General features: G+C 63.3%; 20 protein-coding genes. 5 read left to right on the top strand and 15 right to left on the bottom strand.

Features of this window, described 5'->3' with window-relative positions:
• Positions 1 to 31: 31 nt before the first annotated feature.
• The gene (locus QN222_RS13260; protein ID WP_283964824.1) at positions 32 to 862 is read right to left on the bottom strand and encodes an AraC family transcriptional regulator; all 831 of its coding nucleotides are present in this window, start codon (positions 860 to 862) and stop codon (positions 32 to 34) included.
• 55 nt (positions 863 to 917) lie between these two features.
• Positions 918 to 1,169: a DUF1127 domain-containing protein gene (locus QN222_RS13265; protein ID WP_283964823.1), complete on the bottom strand. Its 252-nt coding sequence runs from the start codon at positions 1,167 to 1,169 to the stop codon at positions 918 to 920.
• A gap of 222 nt (positions 1,170 to 1,391) precedes the next feature.
• On the opposite strand from QN222_RS13265, the gene QN222_RS13270 reads away from it, so the two are divergent.
• The gene (locus QN222_RS13270) at positions 1,392 to 1,646 is read left to right on the top strand and encodes a hypothetical protein (protein WP_283964822.1); all 255 of its coding nucleotides are present in this window, start codon (positions 1,392 to 1,394) and stop codon (positions 1,644 to 1,646) included.
• Between the two features lie 186 nt (positions 1,647 to 1,832).
• Here the strand turns inward: QN222_RS13270 and QN222_RS13275 are convergent, their stop codons facing one another.
• A complete protein-coding gene (locus QN222_RS13275) occupies positions 1,833 to 2,078 on the bottom strand; it encodes a hypothetical protein (RefSeq protein WP_283964821.1) in 246 nt (81 codons plus the stop codon).
• Positions 2,079 to 2,226: 148 nt separating this feature from the next.
• On the opposite strand from QN222_RS13275, the gene QN222_RS13280 reads away from it, so the two are divergent.
• Positions 2,227 to 3,027, top strand: coding sequence for an alpha/beta hydrolase (locus QN222_RS13280; RefSeq protein ID WP_283964820.1), 801 nt, complete (start codon positions 2,227 to 2,229; stop codon positions 3,025 to 3,027).
• Positions 3,028 to 3,111: 84 nt separating this feature from the next.
• Here the strand turns inward: QN222_RS13280 and QN222_RS13285 are convergent, their stop codons facing one another.
• The 10 genes from QN222_RS13285 to QN222_RS13330 all read right to left on the bottom strand — a co-directional run bounded on the left by QN222_RS13285 (position 3,112) and on the right by QN222_RS13330 (position 13,664).
• On the bottom strand, positions 3,112 to 3,612 hold the full coding sequence (locus QN222_RS13285; RefSeq protein ID WP_283964819.1) for a cupin domain-containing protein: 501 nt from the start codon (positions 3,610 to 3,612) through the stop codon (positions 3,112 to 3,114).
• 364 nt (positions 3,613 to 3,976) lie between these two features.
• Positions 3,977 to 5,005 (bottom strand): trans-3-hydroxy-L-proline dehydratase, encoded by a 1,029-nt coding sequence (locus QN222_RS13290; RefSeq protein ID WP_283964818.1) that lies wholly within the window; start codon positions 5,003 to 5,005, stop codon positions 3,977 to 3,979.
• Between the two features lie 19 nt (positions 5,006 to 5,024).
• Positions 5,025 to 6,716, bottom strand: a complete 1,692-nt coding sequence (locus tag QN222_RS13295; protein WP_284005463.1) for an aconitase X — start codon at positions 6,714 to 6,716, stop codon at positions 5,025 to 5,027.
• Positions 6,713 to 7,714 carry a 4-hydroxyproline epimerase gene (locus QN222_RS13300; protein WP_283965427.1) on the bottom strand — a complete coding sequence of 334 codons (1,002 nt, stop codon included), beginning with the start codon at positions 7,712 to 7,714 and terminating at the stop codon, positions 6,713 to 6,715. The genes QN222_RS13295 and QN222_RS13300 overlap by 4 nt, the downstream gene beginning before the upstream one ends.
• A gap of 13 nt (positions 7,715 to 7,727) precedes the next feature.
• The gene (locus tag QN222_RS13305; RefSeq protein ID WP_283965426.1) at positions 7,728 to 8,978 is read right to left on the bottom strand and encodes an FAD-binding oxidoreductase; all 1,251 of its coding nucleotides are present in this window, start codon (positions 8,976 to 8,978) and stop codon (positions 7,728 to 7,730) included.
• A gap of 7 nt (positions 8,979 to 8,985) precedes the next feature.
• A complete protein-coding gene (locus QN222_RS13310; RefSeq protein WP_283965425.1) occupies positions 8,986 to 9,708 on the bottom strand; it encodes an amino acid ABC transporter ATP-binding protein in 723 nt (240 codons plus the stop codon).
• The gene (locus QN222_RS13315) at positions 9,701 to 10,351 is read right to left on the bottom strand and encodes an amino acid ABC transporter permease (protein ID WP_283965424.1); all 651 of its coding nucleotides are present in this window, start codon (positions 10,349 to 10,351) and stop codon (positions 9,701 to 9,703) included. The genes QN222_RS13310 and QN222_RS13315 overlap by 8 nt, the downstream gene beginning before the upstream one ends.
• A 12-nt stretch (positions 10,352 to 10,363) precedes the next feature.
• Positions 10,364 to 11,029, bottom strand: a complete 666-nt coding sequence (locus tag QN222_RS13320; protein WP_283965423.1) for an amino acid ABC transporter permease — start codon at positions 11,027 to 11,029, stop codon at positions 10,364 to 10,366.
• A 127-nt stretch (positions 11,030 to 11,156) separates the two neighbouring features.
• Positions 11,157 to 11,963 carry a transporter substrate-binding domain-containing protein gene (locus QN222_RS13325; RefSeq protein WP_283965422.1) on the bottom strand — a complete coding sequence of 269 codons (807 nt, stop codon included), beginning with the start codon at positions 11,961 to 11,963 and terminating at the stop codon, positions 11,157 to 11,159.
• Positions 11,964 to 12,146: 183 nt separating this feature from the next.
• Positions 12,147 to 13,664, bottom strand: a complete 1,518-nt coding sequence (locus QN222_RS13330) for an aldehyde dehydrogenase (NADP(+)) (protein WP_283965421.1) — start codon at positions 13,662 to 13,664, stop codon at positions 12,147 to 12,149.
• A 137-nt stretch (positions 13,665 to 13,801) separates the two neighbouring features.
• Between QN222_RS13330 and QN222_RS13335 the strand changes: the two genes are divergently transcribed.
• A complete protein-coding gene (locus tag QN222_RS13335; protein WP_283965420.1) occupies positions 13,802 to 14,839 on the top strand; it encodes an Ldh family oxidoreductase in 1,038 nt (345 codons plus the stop codon).
• A 213-nt stretch (positions 14,840 to 15,052) separates the two neighbouring features.
• Here the strand turns inward: QN222_RS13335 and QN222_RS13340 are convergent, their stop codons facing one another.
• Positions 15,053 to 16,015 carry a dihydrodipicolinate synthase family protein gene (locus tag QN222_RS13340; RefSeq protein WP_283965419.1) on the bottom strand — a complete coding sequence of 321 codons (963 nt, stop codon included), beginning with the start codon at positions 16,013 to 16,015 and terminating at the stop codon, positions 15,053 to 15,055.
• Positions 16,016 to 16,135: 120 nt separating this feature from the next.
• Positions 16,136 to 16,840 (bottom strand): GntR family transcriptional regulator, encoded by a 705-nt coding sequence (locus QN222_RS13345; RefSeq protein WP_283965429.1) that lies wholly within the window; start codon positions 16,838 to 16,840, stop codon positions 16,136 to 16,138.
• Between the two features lie 682 nt (positions 16,841 to 17,522).
• Between QN222_RS13345 and QN222_RS13350 the strand changes: the two genes are divergently transcribed.
• Both QN222_RS13350 and QN222_RS13355 read left to right on the top strand, forming a co-directional pair.
• Complete coding sequence (locus QN222_RS13350) at positions 17,523 to 17,813, top strand: glycine zipper 2TM domain-containing protein (RefSeq protein ID WP_283965418.1); 291 nt, start codon at positions 17,523 to 17,525, stop codon at positions 17,811 to 17,813.
• Positions 17,814 to 18,014: 201 nt separating this feature from the next.
• On the top strand, positions 18,015 to 18,671 hold the full coding sequence (locus QN222_RS13355; RefSeq protein ID WP_284005464.1) for an HdeD family acid-resistance protein: 657 nt from the start codon (positions 18,015 to 18,017) through the stop codon (positions 18,669 to 18,671).
• Positions 18,672 to 18,839: the final 168 nt, after the last annotated feature.

An 18,839-nucleotide genomic window follows, 5' to 3' on the forward strand; every position in this document is an offset into this window, starting at 1 on the left:
AGCGACCTGATGCGCTTGAGCGCGACGCGCTTTAACGAAGGCGAAGCGTGCGTTGAAATTCGGCCGGCGTGCGACCATAGGCCTGCTTGAAGGCGGAGCTGAAATGGCTGTGGCTGGAAAAGCCGAGCTCCAGACCGAGCGCAGTCAGATCATGATACGAACCGAGCAGGTCCAAGGCCCGCGCCAATCGTAGACGCAACTGATAGCGGTAGAGTGGCATGGCCTCGACCTGCTGGAAGAGCTGGGTCAGATAGACCGGCGAGACGCCGACCTCTTTCGCCACCTCGCCCAGCGTCCAGCGCCGGCCAAGATCGGCCGAGAGCACCAGCTTCGCCCGATCGACCAATTTTCTACCGCCATAGGTGCCGGCCGCTCCATGCGAAGTCGGCTCGCCGAGAGAGCGCCTGATAAGCGTCAGCGTAAGGGTCTCGGCTTCCAGCGTCTCGGCAATGCCGCGGCCAAGACTATGGCGTAACAGTGCGACCAGCGCCTGAGCGCGCGCATCGATCCTCCGGCGCTGCCGCCTGAACGAAACATTTGCGCCGGAACGCAGTTGCGGCGGCGGCGCGAGCTCCGCAAGGACTTCTTCGCTGACTTTCACATCGAGACAGGCGTCGCCGCCCGCGATCGGATGGCTGATGCGGTATTCTTCGCCGTGATTGAAGAAAAGCACCTGGTTCGATTCGGCTACGGTATCGCTCCTGCCGACATGCCGCATGAAAACGCCGCGATATGGATAGACCAGGCTCGTCGAATGCGCGCATTCCTCCGCACTCCTGCCGCGGCATGATCCGTCGCAGACCACGTCTCGAAGCGTGACGGTCGACGTCGCGAGAATCGTCTGGCACGAAAACTGGGACATGGCGGTCCTGCTCGAGCGGGAATAAGGAAAGCTATGCGCCGTCTTCCGCCCGCCTCTAGTCGCGTTTGTAGAAATCGTTATAGGCGGCCCCGCGGGAGAGGCCAATATCCTTCAACTGATAGTCGGAAAGCTGAAGCAGGTCCAAACGTCCGCGCCGCGTATCCATCCATCGGGCAAGCCGAGCGAGCAGCCGAAAGGCTGGGCCCCGCCCTTCGAGCGCCACAAAGGCGGGAACCTTCGGCTGCGGCGGGATCAGTTTCGACACGACGTGGGCTTGGTTCTCGTAAGTCGAAATGCTGTCCAGCATTTGATTATCTCCTCTCATGGTTTCGTGAGAGGACTCTGACGCAAGGCCGCGCCCGCCGCTGTCAGATTATTTAGTGATCGGCACGGACCGGCGGCGCGTCATCCAAAAGGACATTCCGAACCGGCGCGTTAGGTGGACGACCGTTACTTCCAGCGTGCTCAAAGCCAGGAAACAGGCGCATAATCAAGCATAGTTCCCAAGCGATCGGACGGAGGAGAAGCAATGAACATCGACCCTGGGCCGAGAAAAGTGGACGCTGAATATGCGATCGAGTACCTCCAGGAAAATCCGGAAGCCGGGCTTTGCTGCGAGGATAAGCGCTGCTGGATTACCCCGAATGCAAACGAAACCGATGATGAGGTCCTGCTTCTCGACGCGGTCGAGGCTGAGCGACTCAAGGACAATCCACGCCTTCGACTCGTGGCTGGAATCGCCCATGCGGGCCGGTCGCTCTGGACCGTTCGTAGAATGACATAACTAGAGCACCGTGCGTTCAAATGAACGCACAAAGGACGCTCTAGCACTTTGATTCTAGAGCATCTTATCCGCCTTCAGTGGTGCCACTTGAAAGCGGGATGCTCTAGCCTGCCATTCGGTGAAGATTAGCGGCGCCGGTCGGAGCTTAAGTTTGTCGGCGGCTTTGCGGATTCCGCCCAGGGGCAATCACGGGTCGCCGTCTCCCTGTAGATCGGAGCGCTGGTACATGGTCAGCGCCCACTCCATTGAAAAATCGTCCCGATGGAAAAGGTAAACATGGCCGTCGCGGCCCCTGACCTTGAAGTATCGGTAGTCGGCACCATGCCACTGATCGAGGTTTTCGGTCACTTCGATCGGCCGGCCGTTGAGATAGAATCGGCGAAGCTTTTCGGCGCCGCCTTCCTCGATATAGGTCTCGACGTGAACTTGCATGGCGCGCTCACCGTTGCCACGGCGCCGACTTGTCCATCAAACGAAAGCGGGAGACCGCGCCTCATGCCAGTCGGCATCTTCCCGCGGCACATGGTAGACAGCTTGCCGGTGCCATATATGTTTGATGGAGCCGCGGGTGGATATTGTCGTGACTGCCACAAAACTCCTGCTGATGTTATCCCTGATGGCGGCTTTCGCCTATATGTCGGTGGTCGGCCTGACATATATGTCGCAGCGCACCATTCTCTATCCCGGCGCAAGCCGCACACCCACTCTGGAGCCCGCGAGTTGGGGGGAGAGCGTTTCTATCAGGACGCCTGACGGCGAGACGCTTCACGGGCGCTACAGCCGGGGTGAACCCGGCAAGGCGTCCGTGCTGTTCTTTCTCGGCAATGCTGATCGTATCGACAACTACGACTTCCTCGCCGAGGCGCTGGCCTCGCGGGGCATCGGCCTGCTCGCAATCTCCTATCGCGGCTATCCCGGATCAACCGGCATGCCAAGCGAGGCCGGGTTGCTCATCGACGGCCTTGCCGCGTTCGACTGGCTCGCGGGAAAGTCTGGAAGCGAGATCGTTGTGCTCGGTCAGTCGCTCGGAAGCGGCGTCGCTGTAAATACGGCCCGGAAAAGACCTGCTTCCGCCGCCATTCTCGTTTCAGCCTACCTGTCGGTGCTGTCACTCGCACAGGCGCATTACCCATTTTTTCCGGTCAGCCTTCTTCTCAAGGATCCTTTCCGTTCGGATTTGAGAATTGCAGAGGTGAGGCAACCGAAGCTGTTTATCCACGGCCGGAGCGACGCGATCATCCCGCTGTCTTCCGGCGAGGCCCTATATGCCATTGCATCCGAGCCCAAGCAGATGCTGATCTACGACGGCTCCGGGCATAACGACCTCTGGGACGCCCGCATGGTCGGCGACATCGTCCGCTTCGTCGAGGCGCTGCAATGACATGACGCTCTTGCATCGCATGCGGCTCAGACCACGGTCCAGCGGCTCGGAAAACCAGCATCCTTCAGGTCCGTTCGGAAACCATCAACCCGGATGTTTGTGGATCGGATCGACCCAATAGACTTCCTCCGGCTTTTCCACCGGATCGACATCGGTGATGTTGACCACCACGGCCTCGTTGTCGGATCGCACCAGCACACATTCGAGCACGTTGTCGGGATCAGCATTGATTTCCTGGTGCGGGACATAGGGCGGCACGTAGATGAAGTCGCCGGGACCGGCCTCCGCCACGTATTCGAGCCGGTCGCCCCACCGCATGCGCGCCTTGCCGCGAACGACGAAGATCACGCTTTCAAGCGGACCGTGATGATGCACGCCGGTTTTGGCATTTGGTTCGATCGCCACGGTGCCCGCCCAGATCTTCTGTGCGCCGACACGAGCGTGGTTGATGGCGGCCTGCCGGTACATGCCGGGCGTCTGTGGCGTGTTGTCATCAAGTTGGTCGCCCTTGATGACGCGAACGCCGTCGTGCTTCCACCGGTCCTCTCCATCGTGGTGTTCGTGGTGATGGTCGTGATCCGCCATTCTGTATCTCCGTCTCTTGGCATCGGCAGTGCCGCCATCTGACGGCGGCACAGGCCGATACGTGAGTTATGGGCAAATCCGCATTGGCCGGAGCCAACCGATCTGGCACCTTCGGCGCGATCAGACTTTTACGACCCGGTCCGTGACCGCAACCTGCTGCAACACGATCTTGCGCTCGAAAACCCAGTCGGCAGCAATCTGGTGCGCTTCAGGAATTCCTCTTCGACCTCAATATAGCGAAGCGACGGTCGCAGGTCATCCCGAACGCAACCGCCACACGCTGCCGCGCGTCGAGATCGCAACCGAAACTACGACTGCCCGGCAGCGTCCCGTGTCCCGTCTTCCTTGCCGCGATCGAATCGGCTCAGCGGGCGCCCCAGGTGTCGGTCAGCCGGTACCCCTCGGGCCAGGGATCGGAAGGGTCGAGCATGTGCTGATGAACGCCTGTAATCCAGCCGCGGCCCGATATTTCCGGCAGGATCGCCGGCCGACCGCCGACCTCGCTCGTGCCGACGATGCGGCCTGCGAAGGTCGAGCCTATCAGCGATACCGCCGTCAGCCTGTCCTCCGGGCCCATCTCGCCGCGGGCGTGCAACACGGCCATGCGTGCCGAAAGCGCCGTACCGGTGGGCGAGCGGTCGACCTTGCCCGGCTGGATGGCGACGGCCGCTCCGGCGCGCAGGCCCTCCGCCGTGCGCTCCACGGGACCCGCAAAGAGGCAGAAGGAAAAATGCCGCCAGTCGGGATTTTCGGGGTGGTGGAAGCCGAACTGGGCGTTGGCGGCGTTGGTGATCTTCACGCCGAGGCGGGCGATGTCATGGGCCTCCTCCGGCTTGAGGCCGAAGCCCATCGCGGCAGCATCGACGATAACGAAGCTGTCGCCGCCATAGGCGGTGTCGACCGTCAGCGTGCCGAGTCCCTCGACCTCAAGCTTTGCGTCCAGCCGCTCGGCAAAGCTCGGCAGGTTCTGCACGAAGATGCGTTCGGCCTTGCCGTTGCGGCATTCGGCACGGACGCGCACGAGACCGCCCGGTGCTTCGAGCGTGATCTCCGTCACCGGCTCCTGCATCGGGAGGATGCCGCTGTCGAGGAGCACCGTGGAGACGCAGATCGAGTTCGAACCGGACATGGGCGGCGTGTCTTCCGGTTCCATGATGATGAAGGCGGCATCGGCCTCCGGGTGCTTTGGCGGCACCAGCAGGTTGACGTGGCGGAAGACACCGCCGCGCGGTTCGTTGAGGACGAAGTTGCGTAAGGTCTGGTCTCGGGCGATCCAGCGGCTCTGTTCCCAGATCGTCTCGCCCGGCGGAGGCGCAACGCCGCCGACGATCACATCGCCCACCTCGCCTTCGGCGTGGGCGGAGATGACATGAATGGTTTTCGTGCTGCGCATCGCGAATTCCTTTCAGGTTTCAGGATAGCCAGTCCGGCAGCCGCGCCGGGACGCGCCCGGTCAGCGCCGCGGTGATGCAGTCGGCAAGACTGCCGAAGCGCACCGTGCGGCCGGAGAGACCGGGACCATAATGGGCGTATTTGCCCGAATTGGTGATCAGCGCGCGGGTCTTGGTCGGGAAGACCGGCTCGGAAATCGAGCACCAGCAGAGATCCGGAAGGACCTGCACGCCGCTCATCTCGAGCCGGGCGAGCGTACCCTCGCTCCGCGCATCGGCGATCACCTGGTGCGCGGCCGTGACGATCACTACGACCTCCGGATGCCGCTTGCGCCCACCGAGCGCATCGGCTAGCGCGAGGCATTCGCCGAGCGAGGCATGCGGGCTGCCGATGGCAACGAGTTCCACCGCGTCCGGTCCGTCGTTCAGGCTCGACCAGGCGGCGGCCATGTCGGCACGGTTGATGGTCGCGTAGTCGGCGTCTTCGGCCGCCGCGCCATCCGCCTCGGGCGTAACGCCCTCCACATGCAGCATCGGCGCGGCGGAGGTGGTGCCGAAAGCGGCGCAGAGCGCCTTGAGGTCGTCGCGCGTCGGCTGCGCCGGGGCGAGCCCGCGCAGGAGTGGTATGCGGTCCGGCGCGGCGCGACCGGCGAGGTAACCGATCAGCGGCCAGAAAGCGTCGTCTACGCCTTCGGGCAGGTCGACGTCGATTACGCGTCGGGCCTTCCTGTGTTCGTCCAGATAGACGCCGGAGCGCGGCGCGCGTCCGGTCAGCGCGATGCAAAGGTCGAGAAAATCGGGATGCTTCGCCGTCCGTGCGCCCAGCACGCTGTTGGCGAAGATCACGGCATTGGATTCCGCCCAGGCGATGGATTCGCCAGCGCGCGGCGCACTGTCGAGCAGATAGGGCGAGCAGGTGAAGGTCGGACGGCAGCCCATGCGGACATAGGCATCGGCCAGTCGCGCCGCCGGGTCGCCGAAGGCGGCCGGCACGCCTTGCGCCCGCCAATTGGCGCGGTCGACCGAAATGGCGTTCATGGTCGTCGGCACGCGGACCTCGGCCCCCATCTCCGCCATCTTCTCGGCGAAGGTCAGGTTCGCCGGGCTCGCATAGATGCAGCCGTCGATATGGCCCTGCACCACGTCCACGAGCTTTTCTGCCCCCTGCTGCGCCGCCATGGCGCAGATGATGCGCATGGCCTGCTGGACCGCGACGCCGTCGTTACCATCCAGCATGGCGCGATCGGTCTCGGAAAGATCGAGCGCGGCCGTGGCCGGTGGTTCGACCGTGATTGTCAGAGCATCGGTCTCGATCGCCGCGTCGCTGATCTGCGCTGTCTTTGCTTGCGAAAGCGCTTCAAAGGCCTTGCGCGAGACCCGCAATACCGGCAGCGGCCTGCCGAACATTTCGGCGGCGATCAGCGCGCCGAGGGTCAGGACGTCCTCTGCCTCGCAGAATACGAGCGCGGCCGGCGCGCGCCCCGTCAGTGCGAGGTCGAGCAGTACGCCCGAGCCGGTGCAGGAGCCGCGGCTCGACGGCATCATCAGGATGCCGCCGGTCAGACAGCTGCCGTGTAGTGGATGGTGCACATCGATGACCCGGCCGGTTGCCGGGTCGACTCCGCCCCAGAAGCTCAGCGCCTCCTCGGTGGCGACGATAGGGCCACGGGCTGTGCCGCCCAGAATGCTGCGAGCGGAGATCGATTGGGTCATTTTACGACAAATCCATGGGCAAAGGGGTCGCGGTCATCGATGAAGATCGTGTTGATGCCGGTCATCCGCGCCCATCCGGCGATGGAAGGAATGATGGCATCGCGGTCCGCGACCTTGGTCGCAGCCTCGACGCGACCTTTGAACAGTGAGCCGATGATCGATTCATGCACGAACTCGTCACCGACCTTGAGCTTGCCTTTGGCGGCAAGTTGCGCCATGCGCGCCGAGGTGCCGGTACCACACGGCGAACGGTCGATGGCCTTTTCGCCGTAGAACACGGCGTTGCGCGCGTGCGCCTCCGCCTGCGTCGGCTTGCCCGTCCACTGAATGTGGCTGAGGCCCCGGATCTCCGAATGCTCAGGGTGAACGAATTCATATTTGGCGTTCAATGCCGCGCGCAGCTTCGGGCTCCAGCCGACGAGTTCGCCGGCCGTATGGTCGGCCATGTCGCGGAAGTTCTTCTGCGGCTCGACGATGGCGTAAAAATTGCCGCCATAGGCAACGTCGACCACGATTTCCCCCAGGCCCTCGACTTCGGCGGTCAATCCCTCGGCATGGAGGAACCCGGGCACGTTGGTCAGGCGCACCTCCTCGACGAAGCGCCCCTCCTGACGATAGGTGATGTCCACCTTGCCGGCCGGCGCGTCGATCGACAGCTGGCCGGGTTCGCGCGGGGTGATCAGCCCGTTCTCGATCGCCATGGTGACCGTGCCGATCGTGCCGTGACCGCACATCGGCAGGCAGCCGGAGGTCTCGATGAAGAGCACCGCGACGTCGCAGTCCGGCCGCGTCGGCGGATAGAGGATCGAGCCGGACATCATGTCGTGCCCGCGCGGCTCGAACATCAGGCCGGTGCGGATCCAGTCGAACTCCCTGAGGAAGTGGGCGCGCTTCTCCAGCATGTTGGCCCCCTCCAGCCGTGGCCCGCCGCCGGAAACGAGGCGGACCGGATTGCCGCAGGTGTGGCCGTCGATGCAGGAGAAGGTGTAGGTGGCCATGGTCGGTGCCCTGTCAGAATCTTTGAGGCGAGAAGGGTTCCATGTCGATGGCCGGCCTCTGGCCGGTCAGGAGATCGGCGACGAGCCGGGCGGTCCCCGCCGATTGCGTCAGGCCGAGGTGACCGTGGCCGAAGGCGTAGATCACCTGCGGCGTGGCGCGGGCGCGGCCGACCGCCGGCAGGCTGTCAGGCAGTGACGGGCGGAAGCCCATCCACTGCACGCCGCCTTCGCTTTTCAGCCCCGGCAGGAAGGTCTGCGCCTTCTTCAGCATGGCATCCGCGCGACGGAAGTTCGGCGGCAGCTTCAAGCCACCGAGTTCCACGGCGCCGCCGACCCGGATGCCGGTCGAAAGCCGCGTGACGACGAAGCCGTGGCCGCCGAAGGTGACCTGGGTGCGCAGGTCGAAGGCGTTCGAGGGAAGCGTCGTGTTGTAGCCACGCTCGGTCTCGAGCGGAATGCGCTCACCAAGAGTGCGGGCGATACGGTGCGAGAAGGCACCTGCCGAAAGCACCACGTGGCGCGCGCGCCGCGTCTTGCCGTCCGTCGCCGTCAGTTCGACCCCGCCCTCGAACGGTTTCAGTGCGGCGATCTCGGCGCGTTCGATCGCGCCGCCCCGGGCGCTAAAATGGTCCGCAAGCGCCAGCGTATAGAGCTTCGGATCGGCGATCGAATACCAGCCGGGCGTGAAGGTCCCATGTGTGAAGCGCGGCGCAAGGCCGGGCTGGATCTCGCGCATGGCCGAGGCGTCGAGGTGACGGAATTCGATGCCGTGCTCCGCCCGCGCCTTCCAGCCGGGCAGCGAAGCCTTCAGTTCGGCCTCGCTTTCATAGACCTGAAGATTGCCTTCCTTGCGCAGCATCGGCAAGGTTCCGGTCGCCGCAAGGAAGGGCTCCAGCTCCGCCTTCGACAAGTCCATCATCGCCGTTTGTGCCGCCGTCGAATGCGCCACCCGCTTCGGCGAGCAGGCGCGCCAGAAGCGGAACATCCACGGTGCGATCTGAGCGGCGTAGGCGGGCGGAACGGTCAGCGGCCCGAGCGGGTCGAGCAACCATCTCGGTGCCTTCTTGAGGATACCTGGCGAGGCGAGCGGCAGGATGTCGGTGAAGGCAAAAGCTCCGGCGTTGCCCGCCGAGGCTCCGGCGGCGGGTCCGTCCTGATCGACCACGGTGACCGATAGGCCCCGCGCCTGGGCCGCGATTGCGGCGGAAAGGCCGACAACGCCGGCGCCGATTACAATCACGTCAGGCTGGGCTGCATCCTTCATGATCGCCTCAATGCGTCGCTGCCAGGAACTTCTGCAGTTCGGGATCCTTCGGCGCACCGAAGAGCGCGTCCGGCGGCGCAATCTCTGCCATCACGCCCTTGTGGAAGAAGGCTACCCGGTCGGAAACCTCGCGGGCGAACTTCATCTCGTGCGTGACGCAGATCATCGTCATGCCCTCGGAGGCGAGCATGCGCAGCGTGTCCAGCACTTCGCCGACAAGCTGGGGATCGAGCGCCGAGGTCACTTCGTCGAACAGCATGTATTCCGGCGACATGGCGAGCGCACGGGCGATTGCCATGCGCTGCTGCTGGCCGCCCGACATGCGGGTCGGATAGACCGAGAGCTTCTCGCCGAGGCCGACGTGGGTGAGCTGCTTGACGGCAATCTCCTCGGCCTTCTCCTTGGGAAGACCGAGCACCTTGCGCGGCGCCAGCATGACGTTTTCGAGCACAGTCAGGTGCGGGAAGGCGTTCCACTGCTGAAAGACGATGCCGACCTTGCGGCGCAGCTTGTTGAGGTCGGTCGTCTTGGCGTGGACCTCGGTACCGTCGACCACGATGCGGCCCGCATCGATCGGCTCGAGGCCGTTGATGCAGGTGAGCAGCGTCGACTTGCCGGAGCCGGAGCCACCGATGACGGTCACGACCTCACCCTTCTCGACGGTGAGGTCGATCCCTTTGAGAACCTCCAGCGAGCCGAAGGATTTGCGGACGTTTTGGATCTCAATCATTGGACCACCGTTTTTCAAGATAACCGCCGAGCCGGGCGATTGGGAAGCTAATGAGAAAGTAGATCGCACCGCAGATCATGAGGATGAGCAGCGGTTCCTGCAGCCGGGTGACGAGCACCTGCGAGGCACGCAGCAGTTCGATCAGGCCAAGCCAGAGCACGAGCGCGGAGTCTTTCATGACGCCGAGCGTCAGTCCGATCCAGGACGGCAGCGAAACGCGCGTGGCGAGCGGGGCCACGATGTAGCGCATGTCCTGCCACCAGGTCATGCCGAGCGAGCGGGCGGCGCGCCGTGTCGTCGGCGGCACCGAAGCGATGCCGCCGCGCACGATCTCGGTGCAGTAGGCGGCGGTATAAAGCGACAGCACCACGCAGGACGTCGTGAACGGAGGCCAGCCGAGCTTGGCGATCGACTGGAAGGCGTTGCCGAGGACCAGTTGGATCAGCAGTGGTACCGAACGGAACACGTCGAGCACGAAGGTGAGCGGCGCCGACCAATAGGGGCCGATCTGGTTGCGGACGACGCCGAAGATGACCCCGAGTACGGTTCCGGCCGCGACCGAGACGGCGGTGACCGCGAGCGTCATCAACGCACCCTGTGCGAGAAAGCCGAGGTCACTTATGGTGAGGGCGGTATTGAACATCTCTCACCTCTCTCAGTAGCGGAACATGCGCGAGGCGAGCGCACGCGCCGCCAGCGTCACGCCCTTCGCGATGACGTAGTAGATCACGGCGGCAAGGGCGAAGAATTCGAAGGTGCGGAACGACCGCGCGTTTAATTCCTGGGTGACGCCGGCGAGATCGGAATTCATGCCGACGGTGACGCCGAGCGAGGTCATCAGGATCGCCCAGACCATCTGGTTGGTAGCAGGCAGGAATGCAACGCGCAGCATCTGCGGCAGAACGATATAGCGGAAGGCCTGCACCGGACCCATCCCGAGCGACCGACCGGCGCGCGTCTGGGTGTCCGGAATGGCCTTGAGCGCACCGCGGAAATTCTCGGCAAGGTAGCCGGCATTGTTGAAGGCGATCCCGACGAGCAGCGCCGTATAGGGGCTCAGATGAATGCCGAAATTGCCGAGGCCGAAATGGGCCATGTAGATCTGGAACAGCGCCGGGGTGTTGCGGGCAATCTCGACCCAGGTGGCGGCAATGCCACCGAGGACGCGGTTCCCGGACAGGCGGCAGGCCGTCAGCGCGAGCGCAAGTGCGAGGCCGATGACCATCGACATAAGCGCCACCTGCAAGGTGATCAGCGCTCCGTCGAGCATCTGCGGCAGGGCCTTCAGCGCCTGGTTCCAATGGAAGGTATAACTGAACATTTTCGTCTCGCCTTTTCGGAAACGAATAGCGGCGCGAGGCTAAAGCGCCGCGCGTCTTATGAGACGCGCAAAGGACGCTGTAGCCTTTGAATGCAGTACGCCTCGCGCCGCCAGAGAAGCGGCTAGATCAGCGATAGACGCCGTTCACCGTCAGTTCCGGCACTTCGCCGCCAACCCACTTGTCGTAGAGTTCGTTGTAGCGGCCGGTGCGAACCTGCTGATTGATGAACAGGTTGAGGTAGTTGATGAGGCCGTATTCTTCGCGGTTGGTGAAGAGCGCCACATAATCGGTGTCGAACGGCGCCTTGCCGACTACGGAGATGCCGGGGAACTTGCCGGTCTTCACATTGGCCTGGGCGACGGTCGAGGTCGACACGGTGGCGTCGATCTGCCCCTGGCTCAGCGCGAGGAACACGTCAGCCTGGGTCTGGTACGGGCGGAACTCACCGGCGCCCCAGGCTTTGACCTGGTTTTCCAGCGCGATTGCTTCGAACGTGCCTGCCGTGGCACCGACGACCTTGCCCTTCATGTCTTCGAAGGACTTGATGCCGGATTTGTCGTTGGAGGTGACGGCCATTTCGAAGGCAAAGTACGGCATCGTCATGCCAACGGTCTTGGCGCGCTCCAGCGTGTCCGAGGTCGAGGCGACGCCAACGTCAACACGACCCGACATGAGGGCGGGAATGCGCTCCGGGAACGGGGTTTCCACGATCTCTGCCGTTACGCCGAGTGCCTTGGCGAGGTCGTTGCAATAGTCGACATCGAAGCCGATCGGATTGTTGTTCTCGTCACGAGAACCCATCGGCGGGAAGTCGAGCACGACTGCACAGCGAAGCGTGCCCGAACCAATGATGTCGTCGAGTTTGTCGGCATGGGCCGGGCTGGTCAAAGCTGTGGCCGCAACGAGGCCGAACGCGAGCACCGAGGTCTTCATTATCTCTCTCCCTGGGAATGGTGTGCCGTCTTACGGCGCGCGCACTATTCCGCATTGGAGAGCAGAAATCAATTGAGAAAATACAAGAAAAATACAAAAAGTATATAGGGCGTCGCCTAGACGCAATTAAAAGGAGCTTTCCCTTGTGGAAAAGCTCCTTTTATTGCTCGCACGCCGTTTTGATCAGCCGAGGAAATCCTCCGGCAGCAGGCCTTCCGGCATGTTCTGGTAGGCCACCGGACGCAGGAAACGTCGAATCGACAGCGTGCCGACGCTGGTTGCCCCGAAGTTGGTCGAGGCCGGATAGGGTCCCCCATGCACCATCGAATCGACCACTTCAACCCCGGTCGGGAAGCCGTTGACCAGCACCCGCCCTGCCTTGCGCTCGAGTACCGGGCGCAGGCGCCGGGCCGCGTCCAGGTCGGCGGAATCCATGTGGATGGTGGCGGTCAACTGTCCCTCGAACCCGCGCGCGAGTTGCTCCATCTCGTCGAGCGAGCCAACCCGGACCACGAGGCCGAGCGGTCCGAAGACCTCCTCGCCGAGCGCATGATCCGAGAGGAACTGCGCGCCGGTCGTCTCGAAGAGGTTGGGCGATGCGGTGCGATCGGACGACTGGGTGGCGAGCAGCGGCTTGACGGCATTGCGGCTGGCAAAGCGCGCCTGCCCGTCATGATAGGCTTTCGCGATGCCGTCGGTCAGCATCGTCTGCGGCGCGACCTTGGCGAGCGCCTCGACGGCGGCGGCCGTGAAGCGGTTTGCGGCGGCACCATCGATGACCACCGCGATGCCGGGATTGGTGCAGAACTGGCCGGCGCCCATGGTCAGCGAACCAGCCCAGCCTTGGCCGAGCGTCTCCGCGCGGGCGTTCAGCGCTTCCGGCAGCAGGAACATCGGGTTGACCGAGCCGAGTTCGCCGAAGAACGGGATCGGTTCGGGCCGCGCGGCGCAGAGATCGAAGAGCGCACGGCCACCGGTCAGCGAACCGGTGAAGCCGACGGCCTTGATCATCGGATGCTGCACCAGAGCGTGGCCGACTTCGCGGCTACCGCCCTGTATCAGCGAGAACACGCCGGGGTGGACGCCGGTTTTGCGGATGGCTGCTTCGATGGCTTGGGCGACGATTTCGCCGGTGCCCGGATGCGCCGAATGACCTTTCACGACCACCGGGCAGCCTGCGGCGAGCGCCGCGGCGGTATCGCCGCCGGCTGTCGAGAAGGCGAGCGGGAAGTTCGAGGCGCCGAAGACCGCGACCGGACCGATCGGCCGCTGGATGAGTCGGATCTCCGGACGCGGCGCCGGCTGGCGGTCTGGCATCGCCGCGTCGAAGCGGCGGTCAAGGTGCTCGCCCTTCTCGATGTGGTCGGCGAAGAGCCTGAGTTGCCCCGTCGTGCGGCCGCGTTCACCCTGCAGACGGGCCTCGGGCAGGCCGGTCTCCTGGCTACCGATCGCGGTGACGGCATCGGCACGGGCTTCAATCTCATCGGCAATGGCGCGCAGCAAGGCCGCGCGCTCCGTCCGCGAGGAATAGCCAAAGCTCCAGAACGCTTCCTCGGCCGCCTCGCAAGCGCGGTTCACCAGTTCGACGGTGCCGATGGCAAAGTGATGCACCGGGCCGTGGGCCGGGGCGGAGGCAAAGGTGCCCGCCCCATCGAGCCATTCGCCGGCGACGAGGTGTTTTCCTTTCGGGGTAAAGACCATTTGACGTTCCTTTCTCAAAAAATCGGGCGCTTCGGCAAAGATCAATCCGCGAACGAATTGCACTTGTCGAAACTTTGTATACTGTTTGTATGCATGATATCAACCGCCCGCCGGCCGTAGCGACAAGAGGCAATATGATGAGCGAGACCACAACCCTTTCGATCAGTGCGCTGCACGAGCGCGTCGAGGCTATCTTCCGCAAGGCGGGGCTCAATAGCGTTCAGGCCGGGGCGCTTGCTCGCGTAATCGTCGCCGGCGAGCGCGACGCTTGCAAATCGCATGGTATCTATCGCATCGAAGGGGCTCTGCGGACGGTGAAGGCGGGCAAGGTGAAGCCGGACGCCATGCCGGAACTCGAACTGCAGGAAGCTTCGGCTATTGTCAAGGTGAACGCCCAGGGCGGATTTGCCAATCCGGCCTTCGAGCTCGGTCTGCCGGCCCTGGCCGAACGTGCCCGGGCGCTCGGCCTTGCCGCACTCGTCATCAATGATTGCACGCATTTCTCTGCGCTTTGGCCTGAAGTCGAAGGACTGACCGGAGAGGGGCTCGCCGGCCTCGTCATGTGCCCGAGCTATGCGACCGTAGCACCCGCCGGCGGCAACAAGCCGCTGCTTGGCACGAATCCCTTCGCGTTCGGCTGGCCGCGCGAAGGCAAGCCGCCTTACGTCTTCGACTTCGCGACCTCGGTTGCAGCGCGCGGCGAGATCGAGCTGCACCGGAGGGCGGGAAGGCCCTTGCCGGAGGGTTGGGCGATCGATGCGGAAGGCAAGCCGACGACCGATCCCGAAGCCGCACTGGCCGGCGCCATGTTGCCGTTCGGTGGCCACAAAGGCTCGGCGATTGGAACGATGATCGAGCTTCTCGCCGGCATCATGATCGGCGACCTGACAAGCCCTGAAGTGCTTGACTACCTCGGCACGACCACCTTGGCGCCGTTCCACGGCGAACTCATCGTCGCCTTCTCGCCGGAAGCCTTCGCGGCCGGACGGCCGGGCAACCCCCTTGCCCGCGCGGAGATTCTGTTCGAGGCGATCGTCGGTCAGGGGGCCCGCCTTCCCTCGCAGCGGCGCTTCGTGGCACGCGCCAAGTCCGAAGCAGCGGGCATCGTCCTGACGCAGGCCGAGATCGACCAGCTCGACCGGCTCCTCGCCCTTGGGCTGGACGCCGTCTCGTAAGGCAGGCGTCTGCACGCCTGCAGCGCCGCATGTCCGATCGGACGCGCAAAGGTCGTCATGGCACGTTGAACTGCTGCGCGATGATCGAATCTGAAATCGATGCCACCAAACAAAAAAGGCCCTCCGATCTGAACCGCCCCCCGAAGTTGATGTCCAACTTTACGGGGTCAGTTCAGATCGGGGGGCCTTCTGTTTTATGGGCCGATGTGGCGATCAGGCTTTGTACTTCTGCACGGCGCCCGGGAGCTTGCTCCACTCGGCATACCAGGTGTTGAAGAGCTTGAACTGGGCTTCGACATAGCCGCGCTGGCTTTCGGACAACGCGTCGGTCTCGTTGAAGTGCAGCGTGTATTCCTTGTCGCCGTTCAGCACCATCATGTGCTTGAAGTAGAGAACCAAGTCCGGGCCTTCGTCGAAGGAGGAAAGCACGGCGAGCGCCTGCTCCAGTTCCAGCGCGCGCTGGCGTGCATCGACGTCGCCTTCGGCGGCTGCCTGCGCCAGGTTGCACATGTGGATGACTTCCTTCGGCAGCACGCAGCCGATGCCGGTGATGGCGCCGGTTGCGCCGCAGTTGACGAAGCCGTGGAACACGGCGGTATCGACGCCGATCATCAGCGAAACGCCATCGTCACGGCTGGTAATGTTCTCGGCCGCATAACGCATGTCGGCGGCGCCACCGAATTCCTTGAAACCGACGAGGTTCGGATGCTCGGCGCGCAGTGCGAAGAACAGGTCGGCGCGAGTGGCGAAGCCATAATAGGGGCTGTTGTAGATAACCGCCGGCAGATCCGGAGCGGCCGAGAGAATGGCCTTGAAGTGGTTCTTCTGGGCGGCGACGACCGAGCCACGCGAAAGCACCCGCGGGATGACCATCAGGCCCTTCGCACCGACCTTCTGGGCGTGGGCCGCATGGGCGACAGCGGAAGCGGTGTTGACGGCGCCGGTGCCGACGATGACCGGGATGCCTGCCTTGACCAGACGCTCGACGCCTTCCATCCGCTGCGCGTCGGTCAGGAGCGGCCAGTCACCCATCGAGCCGCAATAGACGACGGCGGACATGCCCTCAGCAATCAGCTCCTTGCCCTTGCGCACGAGGGCATCGAAGTCGGGGGTGCGGTCGTCCTTGCACGGGGTCATCAGCGCCGGGATGACGCCGGAGAAAATCTTCGCCTTCATTAGAAACTCCTCTTGGCTTGTCGCGGGGCCACGGGCGTGCGCATTGGTGCCGCGTCCGTACCTTTCAAGCAGACAATAGCGCCTTGTATTTTATTTGTCGACAAGAAACATACAAGATGGTTACAGGGCAATGTCGAGCTTGTTGGCTCGGGTGAACAGTTTCTGCACCTGCTCGACGATCTGCTCGGCATGCGCCTTGCCGAGACGATCGGCCACCTCGACGTCGCGCGCTTCGATCGCCGCGATGATTTCCGCGTGCTCGTCGACGAAGCGCTGTGGGAACTGTTCCTCATAGGACTGGTAGTAGAGGCGGAGAATCCGCCGCCCTTCATCGAGCAACCGGCGGAACAGGCCGGTGAAATAAGGATTGCGGCCGGCTTCGGCGATTGCCGCGTGAAAAGCTGCGTTGGTGGCGATCATGGCCAGCGCGTCGCGCGACTGGACGGCCGCCGCATAATCTTCGTGAAAGCCGCGGATGACCGGCAGGTCTTCCGGACGGTGATTCTGCGCCGCAAGCCGGGTCGTCACCCGGTACATCAGCACCAACGCCTCGAAGAAAGTGTGCAGGTTGAGGAAATCGATGTTCGACACCATCGTCGATCGATTCGGCAACGTGTCGATCAGCCCCTCTCCTGCCAGCCGCACCAGTGCTTCACGGATCGGCGTGCGTGAGAGCTTGAAACGCTCGGCCAGTTGCACCTCGTCGATCGGGCTGCCGGGCGGCAGGACCAGATCAAGGATCTCGTCACGAAGAAGGTCGTAGACCATCTTCACGCCGGAGCCCCGCTTGCGTTCTGGGAGGGAATTGTTGTCGGTGTCGGTCATTGGCAAATCCTCTTGTCGACAAAAGGAATACTTTCCCCTGACAACAGGAGCAACAATTTCCGCGCGGGCCGCGGCACGGCTTAACAAGAAGTCGAAATTCGGTTCGCTGCCCTGCCTCGCCACTGCCACTCGTGGCCAGGCGGAGATCGGGGAAGCGGTAATTCTCAACGACGAGAGTCAGCGGCGTCTTCGGCGGGATCACAACCCATCCATGCGAACAAAGGCGTCTTCGCGGTTGCACCTGGTTCAAATTCTCGTCTTTACCTACCAAGCGACTACGCACGATGTTGTGGCGGCATATCAGCAGATAATCGATTCCCGCTAGGAATCTTGATGATTGCACGTTAACATTGCGTCCGGCGAGCCCAACCACGTCATGGAACGTGGTGCCGGAAGCGATAACCGCTTCAAGTCGAAATACTGTAAGCACAAGATCCACGAATTACTCGGGCAGCAAAAGCGATACCAGATCTGGTCGGCGTCCGCACCGGCGCGTACGGGTTCCCCGACATCGGTCGCCCCGGGAATGGTGCGATGGCTACCGAAGCTGGTCAGCTGTGCTGCTCGCTCTGACCGGGATGGTTGTGGGCTCCATGATGGCAACAGGGCCGTTTGGCGCAATCATCGCCTGGTGCATTGTCGGATCTTGCAGAGATTGGCCACTCTCACAAAGGAGCATGCCATGACTCGAAGGACAATACTCCCTCTCACCCTTGCGACCGTCGCAGCCATTGTCGTTGGCTGCGCCACCGAACAGAACCAACGCGGCTTGGGCGGAGCTCTGGTGGGCGCCGGAACAGGCGCGGTGGCGGGCCAGCTGATTGGGCGGAACACAACGAGCACGGTCGCCGGTGCGGCTGGTGGAGCTCTAGTGGGAGCCGCGGTCGGGACTGCAACAACCCCGTCTTACAATCGTGGCAACTGCCGATACAGACAACCGGACGGCACAATCATCATCGCGCGGTGCCGGTAAGATCGTCCGCCTCGCGCCCGCTCTCATGTCGGACGAGGCGAGCGGATCCGTTTGAGTGCTTGCGCGGACCGTCCACGTTGAGCCTTCCGAATTGCGCGACAGGTTGCCGCAACGCTGAAAGAGATATCGCCGTTGGGCGGCTGCCCTTCCGCTGGTCGGAGCGTCGTGTTGGGAATCAGCAGCCGGAGCCACGAGGAAGCCATGGCATCTTACGACATCATGCCGAGCAATGCAGGTGGGCCGAGCAATGCAGGTGGCGACCCGAGCCGGCCCCCGGCTTCCGTTCGCGTGGTGCTGGGCGGCGTCATGTTCCTGGCGGGATTGGTTGTCCTGACCGATGTGGCGTTTGCCTCGATCGTTACTCCAGGCTTCATCGGCACCATTGCGATCGTGGTCGGCGCATTCGAAATCGTCTACGCCTTCTGGGCAAGAAGATGGGGTGGCCTTTCATGGCAGACGCTGTTGGGATTTCTTTATATCGCCCTCGGCTTGATGCTCACCGACGTCGCCGGATCGAGCGTGATGCAGTTCCTGGCATCCTTCGTGACCCGGTCTGCGCGCACACATGAGCTGTTTCAAACCTACGCGATCGGCCTGCTGTTCATCTTCTCGGGCATCGTCAGAATCCTGCTCAGCATAAGCCACTGGCGTGAGGCAGGTTGGACCATGATGCTGTCGGGCGCCTTCGGCGCCGGCGCTGGATTGGTCATCCTGGCCGATTTCCCCAAGATGGCCCTTTGGGTCCTGGCGCTCTTGCTCGGGATCGATTTCCTCGCGCATGGCTTGGCGTGGCTGAGATTTGCATTTTTCCCTCAGCCGAAGAGGGATGGAGACAAGACGGTATCCCCGCCCGCATAACCGGACCGCAGCGACGGTCGCTCAACCCACATGATCCGATGCGGCCTGTTGCCTGTTTGTCGAATGGCCGCGTGGGGCCGCGGCTGGGCCAGCCGATGGGGGTCTGTCGGCGGCTGGCGGATGCAAAAAGCCCCCGCGTCTTGCGACGTCGGGGGCTTTTGTGATCTG

The organism is Sinorhizobium sp. 6-70, from assembly GCF_030124375.1.
GTDB lineage: Bacteria > Pseudomonadota > Alphaproteobacteria > Rhizobiales > Rhizobiaceae > Sinorhizobium.